Raw genomic sequence first — 20024 nt, forward strand, 5'->3', positions numbered from 1 at the left:
CCCACCCCTTCTCGTCTTCTGGTCAGAACCTCGGCAGCTGGGCGTAGACCCGGCCCTTGGTGTCGTAGACGGTCACCGCCCCGAGATAGTCCCCGGTGTCCCCGCCGGCCGGCACCTTGGCCGTGGCGTACCAGACGCCCCAGCCGGGCTTTCCGGCCAGTTGCAGCAGCTTGCCTCGGATCACGGTCCCCGCGCTGGTCTCGATCTCCACGCGGGAGGCGGTGCCCTTGCCGCCGTAGTAGAGGCCGGAGAGGTAGTAGCGGCTGTCGGTGCCCGAAGACTGCATGGTCACGCCGGGCTGGCTCAGGTCGACGTTGCCGTCGACGACGCTGCGGAACTGCGGCTCGTCGGGCAGCGTCGGCTCGATCCAGTGCTTGCCCTCCGCCGTGAGCCACAGCTCGAAGCCGGGCGCGGCGACGACATGCTCACCGGCCGCGACGATACGCGGCGTCGGCGCCTTTTTGGCGTCCGCCTTCTTGGCCTGGTACGCGGCGGCCACCGCCGTGCCGTGCGCCGTCTCCCCCCGCGAGACGGCGTACGACGCGGTCGGCGCCCCCGCGAGCAGCGCGGTGAGCGCGGCGGCGGCGACGTATCCATAGGTCCTTGACCGTGTTCGAGACTGCATCCGTGCCATGAACGGACAACCCCCAGTGGTGTGTGGTGTGTGCTGTGCCGGTGGGCCCCCGGTGGTCGGCCGGAGGCGTCGAACACCCCTGTAAACCCCGGGCGTCGGGGAACGGATGACACACGCGCCCCGATTTTTTCAGGCTTCACGTACGCCGCAGGGGCGTGCCCGGCGTATGTGACGCCGGGCACGCCCCCTGGGGACGCCCTCTCGGGGAGGGAAGGTCGGATCAGAACTTGCCGTAGCGGCCGGTGAGGTCCGCCTCGGGGCAGGTGGCCGAGCCGATCAGGCAGGCGGTGCCGGCGTGCTTGCGGGTGTAGACCTTGGTGACCTGGCCGCCGTCGTAGATGTAGATGAAGTTGTTCGGGAACAGGCGGTGCTTGCCGGAGCGGATGGTGTAGTTGCCGCTCTTGGTCATGTTGATGGTGAAGGCGCCGTCGGCCGCGCCCTTGACCCCGCCGAGGCCCTTGCAGAACGGGTTGGTGGCGTGGACGACCATCCGGAGGTCCACGGAGTTGCCGCTCGCGCCCAGCCGCTTGCCGTAGGTGTCCTTGGCGGTGGCGGTCTTCTTGGCGACCAGCTTGCCGTTGTCCTTGCGGTACACGGTGGTGGGGTTGATGTGCTTGTTGAACACCACCTTCTTGTTGCTCCAGGTGATGGTGGCGTGCAGCGCGAAGCGGTACTTGCTCGACTTCCAGTTGAAGTCGGTGTGGGCGTCGCCGCCGAACTTGAAGTTCTTGCCGTACTCACAGCCCGCGAGGGGGGCGCTGACGTACTTGTCCGGGATGAAGCCGGTCCAGGTCAGCGTGGTCGTGCTGGCCGCGCCGGCGGCGGTCGCCCGCTCGACGGCCTCCTGGCGCAGCCCGGTCAGCGACCCGGAGGCCGGGACGGCGACCTTCATGCCGTACAGCCGGGAGTTCGGGGCGCCGCTCTTTGGCAGCACCGGCACGACCTGGTAGCCGTACTCGGCGCCGGCCTTCACCGCGGTGTCGCGGAAGGAGGTCACGCCCGCGCCCAGCGTGGCTATGTCCTTGCCGTCGCGGACGACGACGTAGCGGGCGTCCTTCGCGTAGCCCTTCCAGGACAGTTCGACGAAGCCCTTGCCGGCCGCGGCGGTGACGCCCTGGTCGGCCATGGAGGTGTCGACGACCGCGGTCTCGCCCGAGGCCGCCCGTGCGACGCCGAAGCCCTGCGCGTCGAGGACCTTGCCCTGGGCGCTCTTCGCGTCGAAGCCGGACACGTCCGTCAGCTTGTCGGCGGAGAGCGCGGAGACGGAGAACGCCGCGGCGGCCGGCCGTACGCCCTGGTCTGCGGTGGTGCCGGTCGAAGCGGACGCCTGGAAGGCCGCGCCCACGAGGGTCAGCGGGGCCAGGGACAGCGCCGCTACCTTCGCCACACGAGAAACCTGCACGATTCATTCCCTTTCGTCTGCGCCAAGCACTGCCGACGACCTTAGGAATCAGGGGTGCCGGGGCGTAAGTGACTCCTGGGGCAGTGCCCGGAAGGGCAGTGCCCCAGAGGGAGGGCGCTCGTGACAGGGATTTGGGAACCCAGGGACCCAGGGACCAGGGACTGGGAGCTCAGGAACCCAGGGACTGGGGGCTGAGGGCTGGGGGCTCAGGGGTTTCAGGTGCTGAGGGCGACGATCGCGAAGAGCGGGTAGAGCGCGCCGATCGCGCCGGTGACGAGACCGATGGCGCACTTGCCGCGGTTGAGACGGCGGCCCAGGCCGAGGGCGGCGAAGGTGACGGCGAGGACGCCGAACAGGATCGCGAGGACACCGGCGAACAGCGAGGTGACCAGGGCGAGGACCCCGAACCCGACGGAGACGGGGCCGTAGAGGCTCGCGGGGCTGTCCATGGACGCGGCGGAGGTGGTGGACACGGTGGACATGGCGGACGTGGCGGATGCGGTGGATCCGTTGGGTGCGCTGGGGGTGCTCGATTCGGTCGTCATGTCGGATACCTCGCCGTCGGTCGTGGGCGTTCCCCGTTGCGCGGGAACGATCGTGGGGATGATCGCGGACTCCCGCGTGCCCATCATGCACCCCGGCCCGCCGGACGGGTCGGCCACCCCGACGCGGTCCCGACCGCCTCGTCCGGAGCAGTGCGCTGCGCCGAGTGAGGGATCTGCTCACCCGTACGCCCCCGCTGCGCTGGTCGGCGGGCCCGGCCGGTGTTGCCGTGGAGCAAACATCGTGCTCTCGGGAGGCTCCGCCATGCGTCGTCCGTACCGTGTCATCGCCCAGGTCGTGGGTGCCGCAGTGCTCGTGGGGGCTGCGGCCTGCACGGTCGGCGACGGGGGCGGGGGAGGGGACGTGGATACGGGTACGGGTACCGGCATGGGTACGGAGAAGGGGCGGGGCGCGGGCACCGCCTCGCCTGCGGCGCCGCGGCCCTCGACACCCGCCGCCCCGCCCACCACCCCCGCCCTCACCGACGACGGCGCGAGGAAAGCCCTGTTGCGCGTCAAGGACCTCGGCGGGACCTGGGCCGATACACAGGGCGCGGCGACCTGGCGCGACGGGCTGCTCAAGGGCCGGACCGACCGCCCCGAGTGCCAGCAGCTCCTCGACACCTTCTACGCCGAGGACCTGCTCGGCGAGCCGACGGGCGGCACGGCGGTCACCGGCTTCGACGACGACGAGTACGGCGCCCAACTGCGCTACCAGGTGGGCGCGTACGAGCCGCGTGACGTCGACGCCCGCCTGGAGAAGGTCCGTCAACTCCTCGGCAGCTGCGGTGAGTTCACCATCACCAGTGTGCGGGGCGCGGAGTACGCCGCGCAGGTCGAGCCCGTGGAACTCCCGGGCTCGCTCGGTGACGCGCGCCAGGGCCTGAGGCTGATCGTGAGCGGGTTCGACGTCGACGGCGAGGAGGGTGCCCTGACCCTCGACCTGGCCACCGTACGTGTCGGCGACAACGCGGCCCTCCTCACCCACGGCGGTCTCTACGGCATCGACGACTCGACCACGCGGGAGGCGGCCCGGGTCGGGGCGAAGCGGCTGAAGGAAGCGGTCACTTCCGCTTCGCGGCGGGCGTCGGGGTCGCCGTCGGGGTCGCCGTCGGTGCCGGCTTCGCCGCCTCCTTCAGCAGTGGAGTGAGGATCTGCGTCAACGCCTTCTCGGACACCGGCGCCTGGATGGACCTGGCGATCCTGCCCTCCCGGTCGACGAACAGGGTGAAGGGGAGTACCTGGGGGTTCACGAGCCCGGCCGGCAGTTCGAGGAACTGCTTGCCGCCCGGGTCGTGCAGGCTCGGGTACGACAGGCCGTACTCCTTCTGGAACGCGAGGCCGCTGCCGCTGTCGTTGTCCGTGTCGATGCCCAGCACCCGTACGCCCTGGTCGCGCAACTTCTTCTGCGTACGGTCCAGGGCGGGGGACTCCGCGCGGCAGGGGCCGCAGAAGGAGGCCCAGGCGTTGACCACGACGATCTCGCCCCGGTAGTCGGAGAGGCGCACCTTGTCGCCGGTCAGGGTGGTGCCGGAGAAGTCGGGGGCGTCGACGCGGTCACCGGGCGCGAAGCTCTTGAGCAGCGTGGCGCCCGACCGGCTCGACGTGCCGTCCTGCCCGGCGTCCAGCGGGATCGTCTCGGGGGAGGCGCAGGCCGTGAGCACGAGGGTGAGGGCGAGGGCGAGGGTGAGACCGGTGGTGGCGGTGACGGCTCGGGCCTGTGCCCGGCCTCGGCCTTGCCCTTGGTCTCGGACTTGGCCTTGCCCTTGCCCTTGCCCTTGGTCTCGGACTTGCCCTTGGTCTCGGACTTGGCCTTGGTCTCGGAGTTGCCCTTGGCTTTGGCCTTGCCCATGGCCTCGGGTCCTGGCTCGGGCCTGGCCTCGGTCTCGGGGAAGCCTCTTCGGCGGCATGCGGTCGGCCGGGCTCACCGGCCGTTGGGGAGGATGCACTTGCCGTCCTTCCGCTCGATCGGTTTCACCACGTCGCTGAGGCTCACCAGGACACTGTCGATCTCCGTGATCCGGTCGGAGACGAAGGCCTCCACGGCCGGGTTCCGCCCGTAGGTGATGAGGATCTTCCGGCCCTGCTCGGCGGACCGGGACTCGCGGAACACCCAGTCGACACCGTTGACGCCGAAACACGGGTCCGTGGTCCGGGCGGGCGGCTCCAGGCCGCAGCGCAGCACCACCGTGCCGTCGCCCCAGACGGCCACGCCCGGGGTGGAGGTGTCGTCGCGCTCGTGGCCGGCGATCCGGTCGGGGTAGTGGTCGGCGATCCGGGCGCACGCGGGGTCGTCGGCCCGCGCGGCGGGCTCGACCCGGACGGCGGGCGAGGTGGACCGCTGCGCCACGACGGCGGCGGTGACCGCCGCCGCGCCTCCCACGAGACCGATGGCGGCCAGCCCGCGTTTGGACGGTCTCCTCATCGCACTCAACCCCCGTACGTCTTCCGGTTGCCCGGTCGACGCTACGCGAGAGGGCGGTCCGGATCGCATCAGGGGGTGTCGTCCATCGGGGCAGTGGCCCCGGGGACACCTCCCGAAGAGACGTCGCGAACAGGGGTGATCCCTGCCTAGGTTCGGATCGGGCACAGGAAGCGGCAGCGGGCGAAGAGGCCCGCCCCGGTGCAAGGGGCCCGCCACGCGGCGAGCCCCTTGCACCGGCATGCAGGGGTGCGTCACATGGCGACGGCGCCCACGAGCCGGGAGGACATCGAGGACCTGGGGGATATCGGGGTGGCGGAGCCGCAGGCGCAATGCGGGTCCGCGCAGAGCAGTTCATGGGCGAGTACGGACAGTACGGCGACCTGGAGGCGGGTCTGCTGCTCCAGCTTCTCCACTATGCGGGCGACATGGGCCTTCACCGTCCGCTCCGCGATGCCCAGTTCGCGGGCGAGCTGCCTGTTGCCCAGGCCCGTGCCCAGCAGGAGCAGGACTTCCTTCTCACGGTCGGTCAGTGTCTTGAGCCGGCTGATGTCGCGCACCGGGTCGGCGCCCGTACGCCGGTAGGCGCAAGCGGAGTCTTCTGCGTCGATGTGCTTGGTCATGGTCGGAACCTCCTGACGCCGCTTCTCCCGACAGAGCCCCGTGCCCCGGGTGCGGCGGCGTTCACTTGTTTCAACCTAGCGGGCCCCACTGACAACAGGAACGCCAGATAGCAACGATCACATGAGCGAACTCCCCAACCTCAAGAACACCTCAAATACACCTCCGCAACTCCCTTGCAAGCCCCCCGAAAACCCCATGAGCACACCAAGGAGCCCAAGCCCACCCCCCTCAAGTGCACTGCCCCAAGAGACAGTTCCGGCGGCCTTCGCGGATTCATAGGTTGATGGTGCGCATCGACAGACACCCCACCGCACTTCACCCACAGGGAGAAACCACCGTGCACAGCCGTCTCACCACGCGTCGTCTCGCCACCGTCGCCGTCGCGGGCGCCGCGACCCTGGCCGTGCTGGCCCCGGTCGCCTCCGCCGCGGACGCCCATCAGGACGCCCGGCCCGTCGCCGCCCAGGCCGCCGCGAAGCTGCCGGCGAAGCTCACGGTCAACGGCTACCTCGCGTACCTGAAGTCGCAGAAGACGCCCGAGGCGCGGACCGCCCTCAAGGGCTTCGCCGCCCTCCCGGCGGCCAAGAAGGCCAAGTTCGTCTCCTACCTCCAGGACGCGAAGGTCTACGGCGCCCTGCACAAGGAGCTGGGCGGTCCCTTCAACGTTCTGGGCCGTAACGTCCAGTCGTACAACGCGGATGTGAAGTTCGTCCACACCGTGACGTCCAAGAAGAACGTCAAGGAGCAGAAGGGCTCGGCCTCGGTGGCCTACACCGTGACCGAGACGATCTACGGCATCCCGGTCACCAGCGAGAAGCTGAGCCTCAGCTACAGCTTCAAGGGCACCCAGGCCGTGCCGCGCACGGGCCGTGCCGCCGCCAAGGTGACGAACGTCAACGCCGCGGTCGCCATCAAGGGCGGCCCGGTGAAGATCGGCATCAAGGGCATCGCCCGCGCCGACGTCACGTGGAAGGCGGTCCCGAAGGTCGCCGCGTTCGGCAAGGCCGTCAACAAGGATCAGGCCGTCAAGGGCCAGCCCAAGACGTGGGGCGCGTCGATCCTGAACGGCTGACGTTCCCGCCCTTCCCGCCCCCCTGGGAGGTGAGGGAACCAAGCGGCGCGGCACCTCCGGTCCCTGGTCAGGGCCGCCCCTGAGGTGCCGCGCCGTTTTGTCGCGTGACCGTCGGGACGGGGCGTCTGTCCGTCCCGTCCCGACGGGCGTCTGTCCGTGACGGGACCGGCGTCTGTCCGTCCCGTCGGGACGGGCGTCCGTCCGTGACGAGCCGGCGTCTGTCCGCGAGGCTCGGCCGTCTATCCGTGATCCGGACCCGGCCCGGCGGTGTCGCCCGAGGTCGCTTCCGAGGTCGCTTCCGAGGTCGCGTCCGAGGTCGCTTCGGCTTTCGTGTGGAGGACCTCGCGGGCCTGCTCCGCGGCCCGCAGCGTGCTCTCGCTGACGAAGTCGAGGAAGCGGGCGATGTTCTCGAGACGGACGGCGGCCGGGGTGCCGGGGCCGAGGATGCCCACGCCCTGCCGTGAGGTCTCGACGATCTGGGTGAGGGCCCGGGCGCTGGCGAGCAGGGACTGGTACCAGACGTCGTCGTCCACGATGTAGCGCTCGCGGCGGCGTTCGTCGCGTTCCCGGCGGACGAGGTCCTGGCTCTCCAGGAACGCGACCGCCTTGGAGATGGACGCCGGGCTGACCTGGAGGCGCTGCACGAGTTCGGACGCGGTGAGGCTGCCCGCGTCGGTGGTGTAGAGGCAGACCATCACCCGGGCCATCATCTTGGGCATCCCCGATTGCATGAAGACGGTGGTGAGCGTCTCCTCGTACTCGCGCACCGCCTCGGGGTCACGTCCATGGGCCTGCGCGGGCGCCTCCGGCCCCCGGGGCGCGGCCTGGCGCCGGTGGGCGCGGCGTTCGGTGGCGCGGTGGGCGAGGTCGGCGCGGTAGGTGGTGGGGCCGCCGTTGCGCATCACCTCACGCGTGATCGTCGAGGTCGGGCGATCGAGGCGTCTGGCGATCTCCGCGTAGGCGAGGCCGTCGGCCAGTCCCAGTGCGATCTGCTGGCGTTCGGGCTGAGTGAGTCTGCCTCCCGGCATCGCGGTCTCCTTCGTGGTCCTTGGGTGTCTCCAGCATAGCGTTCACTCTCAATCGATTGCAACGAACGCGGCGTCTGACGTTGCGTTAAGCGCGAAATCAGTGCAACGATTTAAAGGCTGTCACCTGCGTAAATGCATCTCATGCGCAACGAACTACTTGAGTGATCTGTAAAGGCAACGTAGCTTTTCCATCGTTCGAAACAACGACTCGCTTGGGAGAGCACAATGCAGAAGTTCGACACCCCCGCCCCGATCTCCGCCGTCCTCTCCATCCCCGCGGGACGCGTCCGCTTCATCGCCGCCGACCGCGCCGACACCACAGTCGAGGTCCTGCCCGCCGACGCCTCCAAGGGCCGCGATGTGAAGGCGGCGGAGCAGATCACGGTCGAGTACGGCGACGGGGTCCTGCGGATCGCGGCCCGGGAGGCGAAGAACCAGCTCTTCGGCCCCTCCGGCACCGTGGAGGTGACCGTCCAGCTGCCCGCCGGCTCCCGCGTCGAGGCAAAGGCGGCCGGCGCCGAGTTCCGCGGCGTCGGGCGGCTCGGCGACGTCGCCTTCGAAGGCGCGCAGGGCCCGGTCAAGCTCGACGAGACCGCGGGCGCCCGCCTCGCCGTCCTCGACGGCGACATCACGGTCGGCCGCCTGGGCGGCCCCGCCGAGATCAGCACCCAGAGGGGCAGCATCCGTATCACCGAGGCCCTGGGCGGCGCGGTCACCCTGAGCACCCAGCAGGGGGACATCTCGATCGACGCCGCCCGCGGAGTCTCCGCCTCCCTGGACGCCGGCACCTCCTACGGCCGCATCAGCAACGCGCTTCTGAACGCCGACGGCGCCGCCGCCCGGCTCGCCATCCACGCCACCACCGCCCACGGCGACATCACCGCCCGCAGCCTCTGACCCGCAGCCTCTGACCCGACGCCTCTGACCCGACGCCTCTGACCCGCAGCGTCTGATCCGCACCCTCTGATCCGCAGCTCTGGAGGAGCACCCACATGACGAACCTGGCCATCGCGGCGAACGAGCTGCGCAAGGCATACGGCGACAAGGTCGTGCTCGACGGCGTCGACCTGGCCGTACCCGAGGGAACGATCTTCTCCCTGCTCGGCCCGAACGGCGCCGGCAAGACCACCACCGTCCAGATCCTGTCCACCCTGACCGCGGCCGACGGCGGCACCGTCCAGGTCGCCGGCCACGACCTGGCCCGCAGACCGGACGACGTACGCGGCGCGATCGGCGTCACCGGCCAGTACTCGGCCGTCGACAAGCTGCTCACCGGCGAGGAGAACCTGCTCCTCATGGCCGACCTCAAGCACCTGTCCCGTGCGGACGGCAAGCGCAGGGCCGCCGAACTGCTCGACCGCTTCGACCTGGTCGACGCGGCGGCCAAACCGGCCGGAACCTACTCCGGCGGTATGCAGCGCCGACTCGACCTGGCGATGACCCTGGTCGGCGACCCCCGCCTGATCTTCCTGGACGAGCCCACCACCGGCCTCGACCCGCGCAGCCGCCGCTCGATGTGGCAGATCGTGCGGGAACTCGTCGCGAGCGGCGTCACCATCTTCCTCACCACCCAGTACCTGGAGGAGGCCGACGAGCTCGCCGACCGCATCGCCCTCCTCGACCACGGCCGGCTGATCGCCGAAGGCACCGCCGAAGAGCTCAAGCGGCTCATCCCCGGCGGCCACATCAAGCTCACCTTCGCCGACACGCACCTGCTCGACGCCGCCCGCCGGCTCCTCGGCGCGGGGCACGCCGACCCCGAGGCGCTCACCCTTCAGGTGCCGAGCGACGGCGGTGTCCGCGCGATCCGCGAACTGCTCGTCCGCCTGGACGAACGCTCCATCGACGTCGCCGACATGAGCGTCCACACCCCCGACCTCGACGACGTCTTCCTCACCCTCACCGGCCAGCAGAAGGAGACCTCCCGATGAGCACCCTCAGCCTCGCCATGCGCGACTCCTCCACCATGGTCCGGCGCCAGCTCAAGCGACTGCTGCGCTACCCGGCCATGACCGTGCAGCTGGTCGTCACGCCCGTCATCATCCTGTTCCTGTTCGTCTACGTCCTCGGCGGCACCCTCGGCGGCGGACTCGGCGGCGACCGCGACGCCTACGTCAACTACGTCGTCCCCGGCATCCTGCTCATGACGGCCGCCATGGCCGCGACCGGAACCGCCGTCATGGTCGCCACCGACATGACCGAAGGCATCGTCGCCCGCTTCCGCACCATGCGGATCTCCCGGGCCTCGGTCCTCACCGGCCATGTCGTCGCCAGCGTCGTCCAGCAGCTCCTCGGCATGGCCGTCCTCATCGGCATCGCCCTGGCGATCGGCTTCCGCCCGAACGCCACCGCCGCCGAATGGCTGGCCGTCACCGGGCTGCTCACCCTGTTCGCCGTGGCCGTCAGCTGGCTGTCGGTCGCCCTCGGCCTGAAGTCCCCGACGCCCGAGGCCGCGAGCAACGCCCCGATGCCCCTGGTCCTGCTGCCCTTCCTCGGCAGCGGCTTCGTCCCCACCGACTCCATGCCCACCGTCCTGCGCTGGTTCGCCGAGTACCAGCCCTTCACCCCGATCATGGAAACCGTCCGCGGCCTCCTCCTCGGCACCGAGATCGGCAACAGCGCCGCCCTCGCCACCGCCTGGTGCGCAGGCACCGCCGTCGTCGGCTACCTCTGGGCCAAGAACATCTTCAACAAGGCCTGACCGTGAACCGGCTGAACAGGGCCGTCGGACCAACCGGTCCGACGGCCCTGAACCACGAGCACGGACATCGTCTGAGCCAGTGCCTCGCGCGGTGGTGGCAGGTGCTGGGGCCGGTCACGGGCGCCGGAGTGCTCCTCGGTTTCGGCGTATGACTGACCCGCCACCCGCGAAGCGTCGCCCACGTGCGGCAGCGGCCGGCCGGCCGTTCAGCCTCATCCGGCCTCCCGCCACGGCGCCGCCGGCACCCCGTACTTCACCCGGCCCGCCACGAAGTCGACCGTCGTCTCGCGGCCGGGGGCGAGGCGGGCCCGGATGCGGCGGAGGTTGCCGTCGGCGTCGATCCAGTACGTCAGCGGGGAGCGGCCGGAGGCATCCGAGGCCGGGCGCTCGGGGCCCGCATTCCCACCGGAGCGGGGGTGGGGGCGAGGGCCCGCGAAGACGCCGTAGCCATGGCCGTCGAGCCGTTCGTCGCGCAGCCACAACGGCCCCGACCGGGCAAGGAGCCGGGCGTTGTCGGGCCGGTCGGCGGCGACCGCCAGGACCAGCCTCAGCGAACGGTCCAGCGGGGCGGCCGTGCGGTAGCCGCGCCGGGCCCACTGCCCGGCGTCGAGACCGGCGGCCCGGCTCACGGCCTGGGCGGCGGTGCGGGCCGGCGCGGCCGGGGCGACGGCTGTCGAGGCGCGGGGCGGCCGGGCCACCGCCATGCCGGCCATGTCCCAGGCCAGCAGCCCCCGCATGGTCCGCCCGCCCTCGGCCACCTCGTAGGCGCCGACCGCCCGGTGGGTGCGGTGGTCGACGACCGCCCGTACGGCGACCGTTCCGCCCTCCCCGTCACCGGACGGCAGCCGCACCACCACCTCCGAGGGGCTCGCCTCGTACGTGCGGAACCGGGCCAGCGCCATCCGTCGCGCCTCGTCGGCGGAGACCGCCCGGGGTTCCGGCGCACCGTCACCGCCGCTCACCAGCGCGAGGACCAGCCCTGTGACGGCGACTCCCAGGGCCGCCCCGGCGGCGCCCCACGCCCACCGCGTCCGCCCGGACCTGAATCCGCCCTTGAACCGGCCGCTGACCCTGTTCCGTCGTCTCATGCCCCGTCTCTACACGCGAACGGGCCGTGACCGGTGTCGACCGGTGGACGGCCCGCCCCGGATCACCCTCCCGGGCCAGAGCGTCGGCATTTCTCCCTGACGGGTCGGCGCGGGTGTGCCCGCCCGGAGCAGGGCGGGGCCGGTACACGGTGGGCTCAGGCCAGCGGATTCACCAGCGACTGCTCCGCCCAGATCACCTTGCCCTCGGGCAGGAACCGGGTGCCCCAGCGCTGGGTGAACTGGGAGATCAGGAACAGCCCGCGGCCGCCCTCGTCCGTCGTCCGGGGATGCCGGAGGTGGGGCGCGGTGGCGCCGCCGTCGAACACTTCGCAGATCAGCGTGCGTTCGAGGATCAACCGGAGCCGGATCGGCCCGGCGGCGTGCCGGATCGCGTTGGTGACCAGCTCGCTGACGACCAGTTCGGTGGTGAACGCCAGGTCCTCCAGCCCCCACAGGCCGAGCTGCCGTGCGGTCGTCTTGCGGGCCTCGGCGACCAGCGCCGGATCGGCCGGCAGCTCCCAGGAGGCGACCCGGTCCGCGCTGAGGCGCCGGGTGCGGGCGAGGAGGAGGGCCACGTCGTCGATGGGGCGGGCCGGGGCGAGGGCGTCGAGGACGGAACCGCAGAGCCGGTCCAGGAAAGCGGCGGGCGGGGCCAGTTGCTGCGGGGGCTGCCGCAGCGCCTGATGGTCGGGGCGCGCGGGCTGTCGTACGGGCGGCTGCGCGGCCTGGAAGGAGAGGGCCCGGCGCAGGGCGTCCGGGCTCGACTCGGCGAGCAGACCGTCCGTGTGGAGGGCGATGACCGTGCCCTCGGGGAGGTTCAGCTCCAGCACCTCGAAGGGGTGGCCGTCGACGCCGAGTCGGGGCCCCTCGGGCAGCTCGACGAAGTCGACCGCGCCGTCGGGGGCGACCAGGGCCGGGGCGAAGTGCCCGGCGGCGGCGAGGGAACAGGCGCCGTCGACCGGGTCCAGGACGGCGTAGAGACAGCGCGCCCCGACCGTCTGGACACTGCCCCCGCCCGGCTCCGCGCCTTCCTGCCGCGCCGACTTGGCGACCATGTCGTCGAGGTGGGCGAGCACCTCGTCCGGCGGCAGATCGAGATCGGCGAGGGTCCGTACGGCCGTCCGCAGGCGGCCCATCGCGGCGGCCCCGTCGATGCCGTGCCCGGCGACCTCGCCGACGACGAGGGCGAGCCGGGCGCCGGAGAGCGGGATGACGTCGTACCAGTCGCCGCCGAGGCCGGTCAGCTCGTCGGCGGGGCGGTAGCGCACGGCGACCTCGGCCGCGTCCTGCTCGGGCAGCCGGCGCGGCAGCAGACTGCGCTGGAGGACGAGGGCGGCCTCACGCTCGCGGGTGTACCGGCGGGCGTTGTCGACACAGACGGCGGCCCGGCCGACCAGCTCCTCGGCGAGACCGAGATCGACGGTGTCGAAGGGGTCCTGGCGGTCGCGCCGGAAGAACGTGGTGATGCCGAGGGTGATTCCGCGGGCCCGCACCGGCACGATCATCACGCTGTGCAGCCCGAGCGCCGACATCGACAGCGCGCGGTGGCCCGGCACGGCCGTCGCCCACTCCTCCGACAGCGGGTCCAGCGTCGGCTCGCACCACGACCGGCCGTTGGCCAGCGCCCGCGCCGGTGGCGACCCGGCCCGGTACGCGGCCACACCGCCGACCTCGACGACGGCCTCGGGCACACCGGGGTTGACGGACTGCTGGGCGGTGCGGCGCAGCACGACGGAACCCTCGCCCGTGCTGGCCCAGGCGCCGGCGCCGGCGAGGGACAGGGGCTCCGCACCCCGGAGCACCGACTCCAGCAGATCGACGGTGACGAAGTCGGCGAGCGCCGGTACGGCCACGTCGACCAGCTCCTGCGCGGTCCGCGACACGTCCAGAGTGCGGCCGATCTGCTCGCCGGCCCGGTCCAGCAGGGCGAGCCGGACGCGGGCGCGATGGCGCTCGGAGACATCGACGACCGTGTAGTAGACGCCGATGGGCCGGCCCTGGTCGTCCTCCAGCCGGGTGAACGACATGGCGTGCGCGGTCTCGCGGTGCGGTGCCGAGCGGAACCGGCCCACGTGTTCGTAGTCGAGGACGGGCTCCCCGGTCGTGAGCACCATGCGCATCTGCGCCTCGATGCGCTCGGCGTCGAGCCCCGGCTGCACCTCGGCGAGCCTTCGCCCGACCCGCTCATGGGCCGGGCCGCCGCCGTACCGGCTCAGCGCCTCGTTGGACCACACGAACCGCAGATCGGTGTCGACGATGGCGATGCCGACGGGCGACCGGGCCGTCATCTGCTCCAGCACGGGCCGGCTCATGTCCCAGCCGGGCGCGTCGGTGGCGTCGGAGACGAGGGCGATCCAGTGGGCGGGGCTCGCGGTGCCGAAGGCGAGCCGCTCGGCCTCCCGGGTCGGCACGACCCGGACCATCACCTTGAAGACGCGTCCTTCCCGGTGGCGCCCGGCGAGGATGCCGGACCAGCCGCCCAGATGGCGATGGGACTCGGCGAGAGCGCCGACCCGGTCCCCGTCCTCGGGGGTCAGCAGCGTACGCACACTGCGGCCCAGGATCTCGGCCGCCGGATACCCGAAGAGACGCTCGGCGTCGCGGGTCCAGCTCGTGACCATCCCGCGTACGTCGATCAGCAGCGGCGCGGCGTCGGCCACGTCGAAGCGCTGACGGGCGACGCCACTGGCGTTACTGCCTCTGTCCGTCCCCACGGCGACCCTCTCTGTCGCTGAGACGCCCTCTGGCCCCATTATTCACCTTGTGTGATCGCAAGCAGGCCAACTCGTGACGACTTCCGTGAACCGGGGGGTGCGCGAGGGACGGGCAGAGGGGGCGCCGTGGGGCGAGCCGGGCATTCGCACGCCCGTACGGCATGCGGTGCGGCGCTCAGCAGTCGCGGAACTCCGGCGACTGGTTGAGGATCTGCGAGCGCAGGGACGTGAACTTGGCGTACGTCTCGCCGCCGCGCGCCTCGGTCGGGAACACCGCGACCCGGTGGCAGTTCTGGAAGGCGAGCGCCACCCCGAAGTGCCGCTCCAGGCTTCCCCGGATCGCGTCGCTGGACAGCGCCCGCAGCAGCTGCCCGCGCTCCTTCTCCGACGGCGGCGGCGTCTGGTTGTCGGCGAACCCGGCGACGGAGGTCTTCAGCTCACCGACGAGCGAGGCGATCAGGTCGTAGGCGTACGGCAGGGACGTACGGACCGTTTCGACGAAGTCCGCCTCGCGCACCTCGCCCTTCTCGGCTTCGGCGAGCAACTGCGGGGAAACGTCGAGCGACATGGGTGTTCCTGTTCTGTGGACGTGCGCTGTTCTTTGTGGGCGGTGGTTCAGAAGGAGACGGCGGCGGTGTCCGCGGCGGCCGCGAGCGACTGCGGGCCGTGCCGGAACTCGGGGTCGACCTGGGCGCCGAGGTCCTGGCCGGTGGCCGCGTTGGCCCAGGCGGCGGCGTTTCGGAGGTGGAACTCGACGGCGTGGCGCTGGAAGGCGGCCCAGTCCTTCGTACGACCGTCGACGGCGGCCTTCAGCCGCTCCAGCGTCCGGAGGTTGTGCCCCTCCAACTCGCCCGGTTCCCGGCCCTGTTCCTGGGCGCGGACGAAGTCGGACAGCACACAGTGGGCCAGCAGGTCGTCGCCGATGTGCTCCTTGAGGAAGAGCAGGTCGTCCTCGCCGGTGACCTTGTTGCCGACGACGGCGATCGGGATGCCGAACTCGGCGGCGTGCTCCTGGTACTGCCGGTACACGGAGACGGACTTCCGGGTCGGTTCGACGACGAGGAAGGTCAGGTCGAACCGGGTGAACAGTCCCGAGGCGAAGGCGTCGGCGCCGGCGGTCATGTCGACGACGACGTACTCGCCGGGCCCGTCGACGAGGTGGTTGAGATACAGCTCCACCGCGCCGAGCTTGGAGTGGTAGCAGGCCACGCCGAGGTCGCTCTCGCCGAAGGCGCCTGTGACCATGAGGGGGACGCCGTCGACGTGCTGGACGTGGTGCCGGTGGACGTCGTCGTCGCCGAGCAGCGTCAGCAGCCGTGAACCCCGGCCGGGCGGCGTCGTCTTGACCATGGCCTCGCGGGAGGCGATCCGGGGGTTGGTGCCGCGCAGGTGGTCCTTGATCTCGCCGGTGCGGGCGCTGAGCGGCGGGGCGCCGAAGACCGCGTCCTCGTCGAGGCCGAGGGCGTGCGCGAGGTGCTGGTTGATGTCGCCGTCGATGGCGACGAGCGGGGCGCCGGAGCCGGCGAGATGCCGGGCGAAGAGCGCGGACAGGGTCGTCTTGCCGCTGCCGCCCTTGCCTACGAAGGCGACACGCATGGGCGTGCACCCCCTGCGACCCGGATCTTAATGAAAATGGGTGTCATGAGCATAGGTTGCGGAGCGGCTGAGGCGGTGTCAAATCGGGGCCGGGCCACGGGTGTTCAACGCCTCGGGGCGTGCCGTGAGTTGACCGACTTTTTGCGGGCTTGGGGTGGACGCGGAGTACCTGATTCCGGCGCGCTCACCAGTGCGTTCGCCAGTGCGTTCACCGAGGTTGACAGCCCCTACTCAGTGGTAAAACATGTGCTCACTGTGCGGCTCATGTGACTGATGAGCCCGGAGTTTTCTGGATTGCCCACATCACCACTCGCACCCCGGTACGGCCCCGGTCGCCTTGCGCTGCCCGCCGCCGTGCCCCGGGTACTGCCGAGCCTCAGGCATGACCTTCAAGACCGAAATGGGATCTGCATGTCCATAGCGAGACGAGTCACCGCGCGCCGCCTGCTGGGGACCGGCGTCGCCGCACTCGCACTCACGGCGGCCGCGACCGGTTCCGCCTGGGCCACCGGCACGCCCGGCGGCGACGGCTGGGGCAGGAAGAGCTACGCCCCCGGCGAGGGCGCGGGCACTCCCACCGAGACCGACCGCTGCCAGTTCTCCCTGGACGGCGTGAACTTCGCCGACTGGGTCAAGCTCGACGACCAGAACCTCAAGCCCACCGACGACGGCAAGGTCCACATCAAGGTCCGTACCGCCGCCGACGCCACGACCTGCACGGTCTCCCTCGCCTCCTACCTCGCCCACGGCCCGGACTTCGCGACCTCGGGCGAGCAGGTCCTCATCGACTTCGACACGGTCACGGTGAAGCCGGGCGCGACGGACTCCTTGGACATCGCCGTCCCGGACGCCGGCTGCTTCGCGCAGATCGACCTCTACCGCGGTGCCAAGAAGTTCGACGGCGACCTCGACGCGAACGACGGCTTCGAGCACGGCGACGTCCCCAGGGGCCCGGACGGCCCGGTCATCAAGGACAAGCTGATCGCGGCCTGGAACGGCGGCACGAAGGACTGCACGCCGACCTCGGAGGAGCCCCCGCCGAGTGAGGAGAAGCCGCCGTCCGAGGAGAAGCCCCCGTCGGAGGAGAAGCCCCCGGCGGACGAGACCACCCCCTCGGAGTCCCCGAAGACCCCGGTCGAGGACGCCCCGAAGCCCAGCCCGTCGGACTCGACCCCGGCGGCCCCCACCCCGAACGGCGGCAACCCCGGCGACCTCGCGGAGACGGGCGGCGGCAACGCCATCCCGCTCGCGATCGGCGCGGCGGCCCTCGTGGCGGCGGGCGGCGCGATCTTCGTGATCACCCGCCGCAAGGGCGCGACGAGGAACGGCTCCTGACACCGACGAACCGGCCCTGAGCCACAGTGACGCCCGAGGCCCCGCAGGAGGGGGCCTCGGGCGCTTCGGTAACCGGTTAAACCGGTTACCGCTGTATCCGAGGTCAGTGGCTCGAGCCACCCCGGGCACACGGGCCGCCAACGCCTCCCCGGTGTTCTGGCCAGGGGTGCGCCGTTAGGGTGATCCGATGGATGTCGGTGCGGCCACGAACCGCGCCGCGGCTGCTACGCGGAACTCCACAGGGACGCCCGGCAGTTCACCACGGCGCTCAGCCGCCATCTCTGCGTCCTGCGGGACCGCGCGGCCCCCGCCGACGATCAACTCGCGGCGAGGCCGGACGACGAAGGGACTCAACCGTGGCTCCGAATACCGACGAGCAACCCCGAGCCCTCCCTCCCGCCCTCGGCTCCATGACCGTGCTGGTCGCCGCGGTCATCGTCCACGACCGGACCGGCAACCGTGTCGTCCTCCTCCAGCGCGGCCCGAACGCCAAGTTCGCGCAGGGCATGTGGGACCTCCCCGTGGGCAAGAGCGAGCCCGGCGAGCCGATCACCGAAACCGCCGTACGCGAGCTGTACGAGGAGACCGGCCTGATCGTGAAGCCGGAGGCGCTGAAGCTCGCCCACATCATCCACGGCGCCCGAGGCGTCGACGCCCCCGGCGGCTTCCTCACCGTCGTCTTCGCCGCCCACGAGTGGACGGGTGCCCCAGAGAACCGTGAGCCTCACAAGCACGCCAAAGTCAGTTGGATCGACACCACGGCCGTCCCCGAGCACTTCGTACCCACCACCGCGAGCGCCCTGCGCTGCTATTTGGAAGGCGGCCCGGGCATATCACTGGGCGGCTGGGGCCAGTAGTGCTCCGCGCGGCCACCGATTGAGCATCCCGCGCCCCCCGTCCGTACTTCGTACCGAGTGCACTCTGTGCGAAGCCACGGAGTCACAGAGCTACGGAGTCGCGGAGCAGGGCGGAACGGAGTACGGAACGTGGTGAGGAAACTGTCGCGCGGTGCTGCCGCCCTGGTCGTCGGCCTGGTCGCCCTGCCCCTCGTGGCGGGGTGCAGTGGTGGTGACGGGGACGACGACAAGGCGTCCGGGAAGTCGGGCGGCGACGAGTCCAGTCCCGTCGCCGCGGTCGTCGCGCCCGCCAAGGTCGAGGTGCTCGCCCAGCTCACGGGGTGCAAGGTGAAGATCCGCACCGAGGCGGAGGAGCTCCGCGAGGGCGTCTGCCACACCACCGCCGGGGACTACCTCATCACGACCTTCCCCAAGGAGGAGCTGAAGGACACCTGGCTCGACGCCGCGTCCATCTACGGCGGCAAGTACCTCGTCGGGCCCCAGTGGGTCATCACCGCACCACCGAAGGCTCTGAAGGGCATGAAGGCCAAGGTCGGCGGCACGGTCCACGACCTGAGCAAGGTGTCCGGCTCCTGACCGACGGACGCTCAGCCGGTGGCCGCGTAGCCGGTGATGGCGTAGAGCGCCTCGTCGTCGACCGCGTTCTCCTCCCAGTCCAGGCAGATCCGCGTGGGGTGCCCGTCGGACGCGTAGGTGATCTCCACCTTGTCGGCGTCGTCCTTCCGGGCCGCCTCCGCCTCGTCCAGCAGCTCCCCGATCGTGGGGACCTCCTCCGGCCTGCGGTCCACCAGCCGTCGCCCCGCCTCGTCCAGCCCCACCGACTTCACGACTTCGCCGCCCCGGACGGTCACCTCGAACCTGCCGATCAGGGACCGTTCCCCCTCGCTCGACTCCAGCGTGTAGGTGTACGAGGAGGGCTCCTGCCACGCGGGGTCGTTCACCTTCGCCGCCGGGGAGCCGTCCTCGCACGCGGCGGTGGCCCACATCAGCGCTGCGGCCAGGGCGGTGAGAGCCAGGGCGCGAGGTCGGGTTCGTACGGCGGGCGTGGTCATGGAGGTCCCCCTTCAGAAAACGGTCTCTCCTAGGACGCCGTACGGCGGGGGAACGTTCACCGGGGCCCGGCAGACAACGACAAACAACGAACCCCACCCCGCCGTAGCGGAGTGGGGTTCGTATCGGAGCGCCGGGCAGGCCTTGCACCTGCATCTCCCCGCAGGAAGCGGGACGTCTTTCCTTGGACCACCAACGCATCGAGATCCGCCGGGAGTTCCCGGCCGAACGCTCTGAGATCATCTTAGCGGATCTTTTCGGGTGTCGAATACACCGTCACATCAGCCGTCACATCAGCCGTCATTGCAGCTCCGCCTGCGGCATGTACTCCACCCTGATGTGTTTCTCGCCGTACGCCTCGTGGATGATCGATTCGGCGGTCTCGGGGTCGTCCACGCCCACGCGTACGTGTCCCATGCCGTCCAGACCCACCGAACGCATGTCGAACGTGCCGTCCCAGCGGGTCATGTCGTCGGTGATCCGGTCGGCCAGGGCGGACAGGTCCTGTTCGTTGATGTCGCTGTCGTGCAGGCGGACGGTCACGCCCTGCTCGGCGGTCCCGCAGATGTCCTCGTCGAAGGCGGCGGACGGGATGCGGTAGATGTCCGTGGACCGGTAGTCGTCACCGACGGAGAGGGCCGTGTAGACGGCGGCGTGGCGGCCCTTGCCCTCGACCGCCTTCTCCACGTACGTCAGAAGCCGTTCCAGTGGGTTGTTCGGGCTGCCGTAGCCCTCGTCGCCGCCCTTCGGCTGCTTGCCCACGCACACCTTGGCGGTCGGCGCCGACACCGCCTCGACGGTCTGCGCCCCGGAGGCGGACCCCTGCACCGCGCCGAGCACCACCAGCCCCACCACGGCCACCGCGCCCCTGAATCGCACTTGCTTGTCCATGTGACCCTCCGGCCCGCTGTCTCTAGCCCGAACGGTACTGGGACGTACGAGAGGGCCCAAGGGTTCGG

21 protein-coding genes are annotated in these 20024 nt (G+C 71.0%); 8 read left to right on the top strand and 13 right to left on the bottom strand.

The features are described 5' to 3' along the window. Positions 1–22: 22 nt before the first annotated feature. From SGFS_RS30065 to SGFS_RS30075, 3 genes are all read right to left on the bottom strand, one after another. Positions 23–625, bottom strand: coding sequence for a hypothetical protein (locus SGFS_RS30065; RefSeq protein ID WP_286254906.1), 603 nt, complete (start codon positions 623–625; stop codon positions 23–25). Positions 626–854: 229 nt separating this feature from the next. Next, positions 855–2021 (bottom strand): hypothetical protein, encoded by a 1167-nt coding sequence (locus tag SGFS_RS30070; protein ID WP_286254907.1) that lies wholly within the window; start codon positions 2019–2021, stop codon positions 855–857. Positions 2022–2251: 230 nt separating this feature from the next. Next, a complete protein-coding gene (locus tag SGFS_RS30075; RefSeq protein WP_286254908.1) occupies positions 2252–2581 on the bottom strand; it encodes a hypothetical protein in 330 nt (109 codons plus the stop codon). Between the two features lie 262 nt (positions 2582–2843). On the opposite strand from SGFS_RS30075, the gene SGFS_RS30080 reads away from it, so the two are divergent. After that, positions 2844–3728: a hypothetical protein gene (locus SGFS_RS30080; RefSeq protein ID WP_286254909.1), complete on the top strand. Its 885-nt coding sequence runs from the start codon at positions 2844–2846 to the stop codon at positions 3726–3728. On the opposite strand, the gene SGFS_RS30085 is transcribed toward SGFS_RS30080, so the two are convergent. The 3 genes from SGFS_RS30085 to SGFS_RS30095 form a co-directional block, all read right to left on the bottom strand. Further along, entirely contained in the window at positions 3643–4242 is a 600-nt protein-coding gene (locus SGFS_RS30085; protein WP_286254910.1) for a TlpA family protein disulfide reductase, read from the bottom strand. The genes SGFS_RS30080 and SGFS_RS30085 overlap by 86 nt on opposite strands. 260 nt (positions 4243–4502) lie before the next feature. Further along, positions 4503–5003, bottom strand: coding sequence for a DUF3515 domain-containing protein (locus SGFS_RS30090; protein WP_286254911.1), 501 nt, complete (start codon positions 5001–5003; stop codon positions 4503–4505). A gap of 251 nt (positions 5004–5254) precedes the next feature. Then, positions 5255–5623, bottom strand: coding sequence for a LuxR C-terminal-related transcriptional regulator (locus SGFS_RS30095; protein ID WP_286254912.1), 369 nt, complete (start codon positions 5621–5623; stop codon positions 5255–5257). Positions 5624–5961: 338 nt separating this feature from the next. On the opposite strand from SGFS_RS30095, the gene SGFS_RS30100 reads away from it, so the two are divergent. Further along, a complete protein-coding gene (locus SGFS_RS30100; RefSeq protein WP_286254913.1) occupies positions 5962–6696 on the top strand; it encodes a hypothetical protein in 735 nt (244 codons plus the stop codon). A 239-nt stretch (positions 6697–6935) separates the two neighbouring features. Here SGFS_RS30100 and SGFS_RS30105 read toward each other — a convergent pair whose 3' ends face one another. Continuing rightward, complete coding sequence (locus SGFS_RS30105) at positions 6936–7724, bottom strand: helix-turn-helix domain-containing protein (protein ID WP_286254914.1); 789 nt, start codon at positions 7722–7724, stop codon at positions 6936–6938. A 225-nt stretch (positions 7725–7949) separates the two neighbouring features. Between SGFS_RS30105 and SGFS_RS30110 the strand changes: the two genes are divergently transcribed. The 3 genes from SGFS_RS30110 to SGFS_RS30120 all read left to right on the top strand — a co-directional run bounded on the left by SGFS_RS30110 (position 7950) and on the right by SGFS_RS30120 (position 10425). Further along, positions 7950–8621, top strand: coding sequence for a DUF4097 family beta strand repeat-containing protein (locus SGFS_RS30110; RefSeq protein ID WP_286254915.1), 672 nt, complete (start codon positions 7950–7952; stop codon positions 8619–8621). Positions 8622–8716: 95 nt separating this feature from the next. Further along, the gene (locus SGFS_RS30115) at positions 8717–9655 is read left to right on the top strand and encodes an ATP-binding cassette domain-containing protein (RefSeq protein WP_286254916.1); all 939 of its coding nucleotides are present in this window, start codon (positions 8717–8719) and stop codon (positions 9653–9655) included. Further along, positions 9652–10425, top strand: a complete 774-nt coding sequence (locus SGFS_RS30120; protein WP_286254917.1) for an ABC transporter permease — start codon at positions 9652–9654, stop codon at positions 10423–10425. The genes SGFS_RS30115 and SGFS_RS30120 overlap by 4 nt, the downstream gene beginning before the upstream one ends. A 212-nt stretch (positions 10426–10637) precedes the next feature. On the opposite strand, the gene SGFS_RS30125 is transcribed toward SGFS_RS30120, so the two are convergent. The 4 genes from SGFS_RS30125 to SGFS_RS30140 all read right to left on the bottom strand — a co-directional run bounded on the left by SGFS_RS30125 (position 10638) and on the right by SGFS_RS30140 (position 15823). Beyond that, entirely contained in the window at positions 10638–11513 is an 876-nt protein-coding gene (locus SGFS_RS30125; RefSeq protein ID WP_286254918.1) for a hypothetical protein, read from the bottom strand. Between the two features lie 155 nt (positions 11514–11668). Continuing rightward, a complete protein-coding gene (locus SGFS_RS30130) occupies positions 11669–14227 on the bottom strand; it encodes a SpoIIE family protein phosphatase (RefSeq protein ID WP_286254919.1) in 2559 nt (852 codons plus the stop codon). Positions 14228–14402: 175 nt separating this feature from the next. Further along, positions 14403–14795, bottom strand: a complete 393-nt coding sequence (locus SGFS_RS30135; RefSeq protein WP_286254921.1) for an SCO5389 family protein — start codon at positions 14793–14795, stop codon at positions 14403–14405. Between the two features lie 47 nt (positions 14796–14842). Next, positions 14843–15823 (bottom strand): ATP-binding protein, encoded by a 981-nt coding sequence (locus SGFS_RS30140; protein ID WP_286254922.1) that lies wholly within the window; start codon positions 15821–15823, stop codon positions 14843–14845. A gap of 411 nt (positions 15824–16234) precedes the next feature. Between SGFS_RS30140 and SGFS_RS30145 the strand changes: the two genes are divergently transcribed. The 3 genes from SGFS_RS30145 (at position 16235) to SGFS_RS30155 (ending at position 18591) form a co-directional block, all read left to right on the top strand. After that, a complete protein-coding gene (locus tag SGFS_RS30145) occupies positions 16235–17158 on the top strand; it encodes an LAETG motif-containing sortase-dependent surface protein (protein ID WP_286254924.1) in 924 nt (307 codons plus the stop codon). A 410-nt stretch (positions 17159–17568) separates the two neighbouring features. Then, complete coding sequence (locus tag SGFS_RS30150; RefSeq protein WP_286260138.1) at positions 17569–18015, top strand: NUDIX domain-containing protein; 447 nt, start codon at positions 17569–17571, stop codon at positions 18013–18015. 129 nt (positions 18016–18144) lie between these two features. Beyond that, on the top strand, positions 18145–18591 hold the full coding sequence (locus SGFS_RS30155; RefSeq protein ID WP_286254926.1) for a hypothetical protein: 447 nt from the start codon (positions 18145–18147) through the stop codon (positions 18589–18591). 11 nt (positions 18592–18602) lie between these two features. Here the strand turns inward: SGFS_RS30155 and SGFS_RS30160 are convergent, their stop codons facing one another. Continuing rightward, the gene (locus SGFS_RS30160; protein ID WP_286254927.1) at positions 18603–19067 is read right to left on the bottom strand and encodes a DUF6174 domain-containing protein; all 465 of its coding nucleotides are present in this window, start codon (positions 19065–19067) and stop codon (positions 18603–18605) included. Positions 19068–19365: 298 nt separating this feature from the next. Further along, entirely contained in the window at positions 19366–19956 is a 591-nt protein-coding gene (locus SGFS_RS30165) for a hypothetical protein (protein WP_286254929.1), read from the bottom strand. Positions 19957–20024 lie beyond the last annotated feature (68 nt).

Source organism: Streptomyces graminofaciens (assembly GCF_030294945.1).
GTDB classification, from domain to species: Bacteria; Actinomycetota; Actinomycetes; order Streptomycetales; family Streptomycetaceae; genus Streptomyces; species Streptomyces graminofaciens.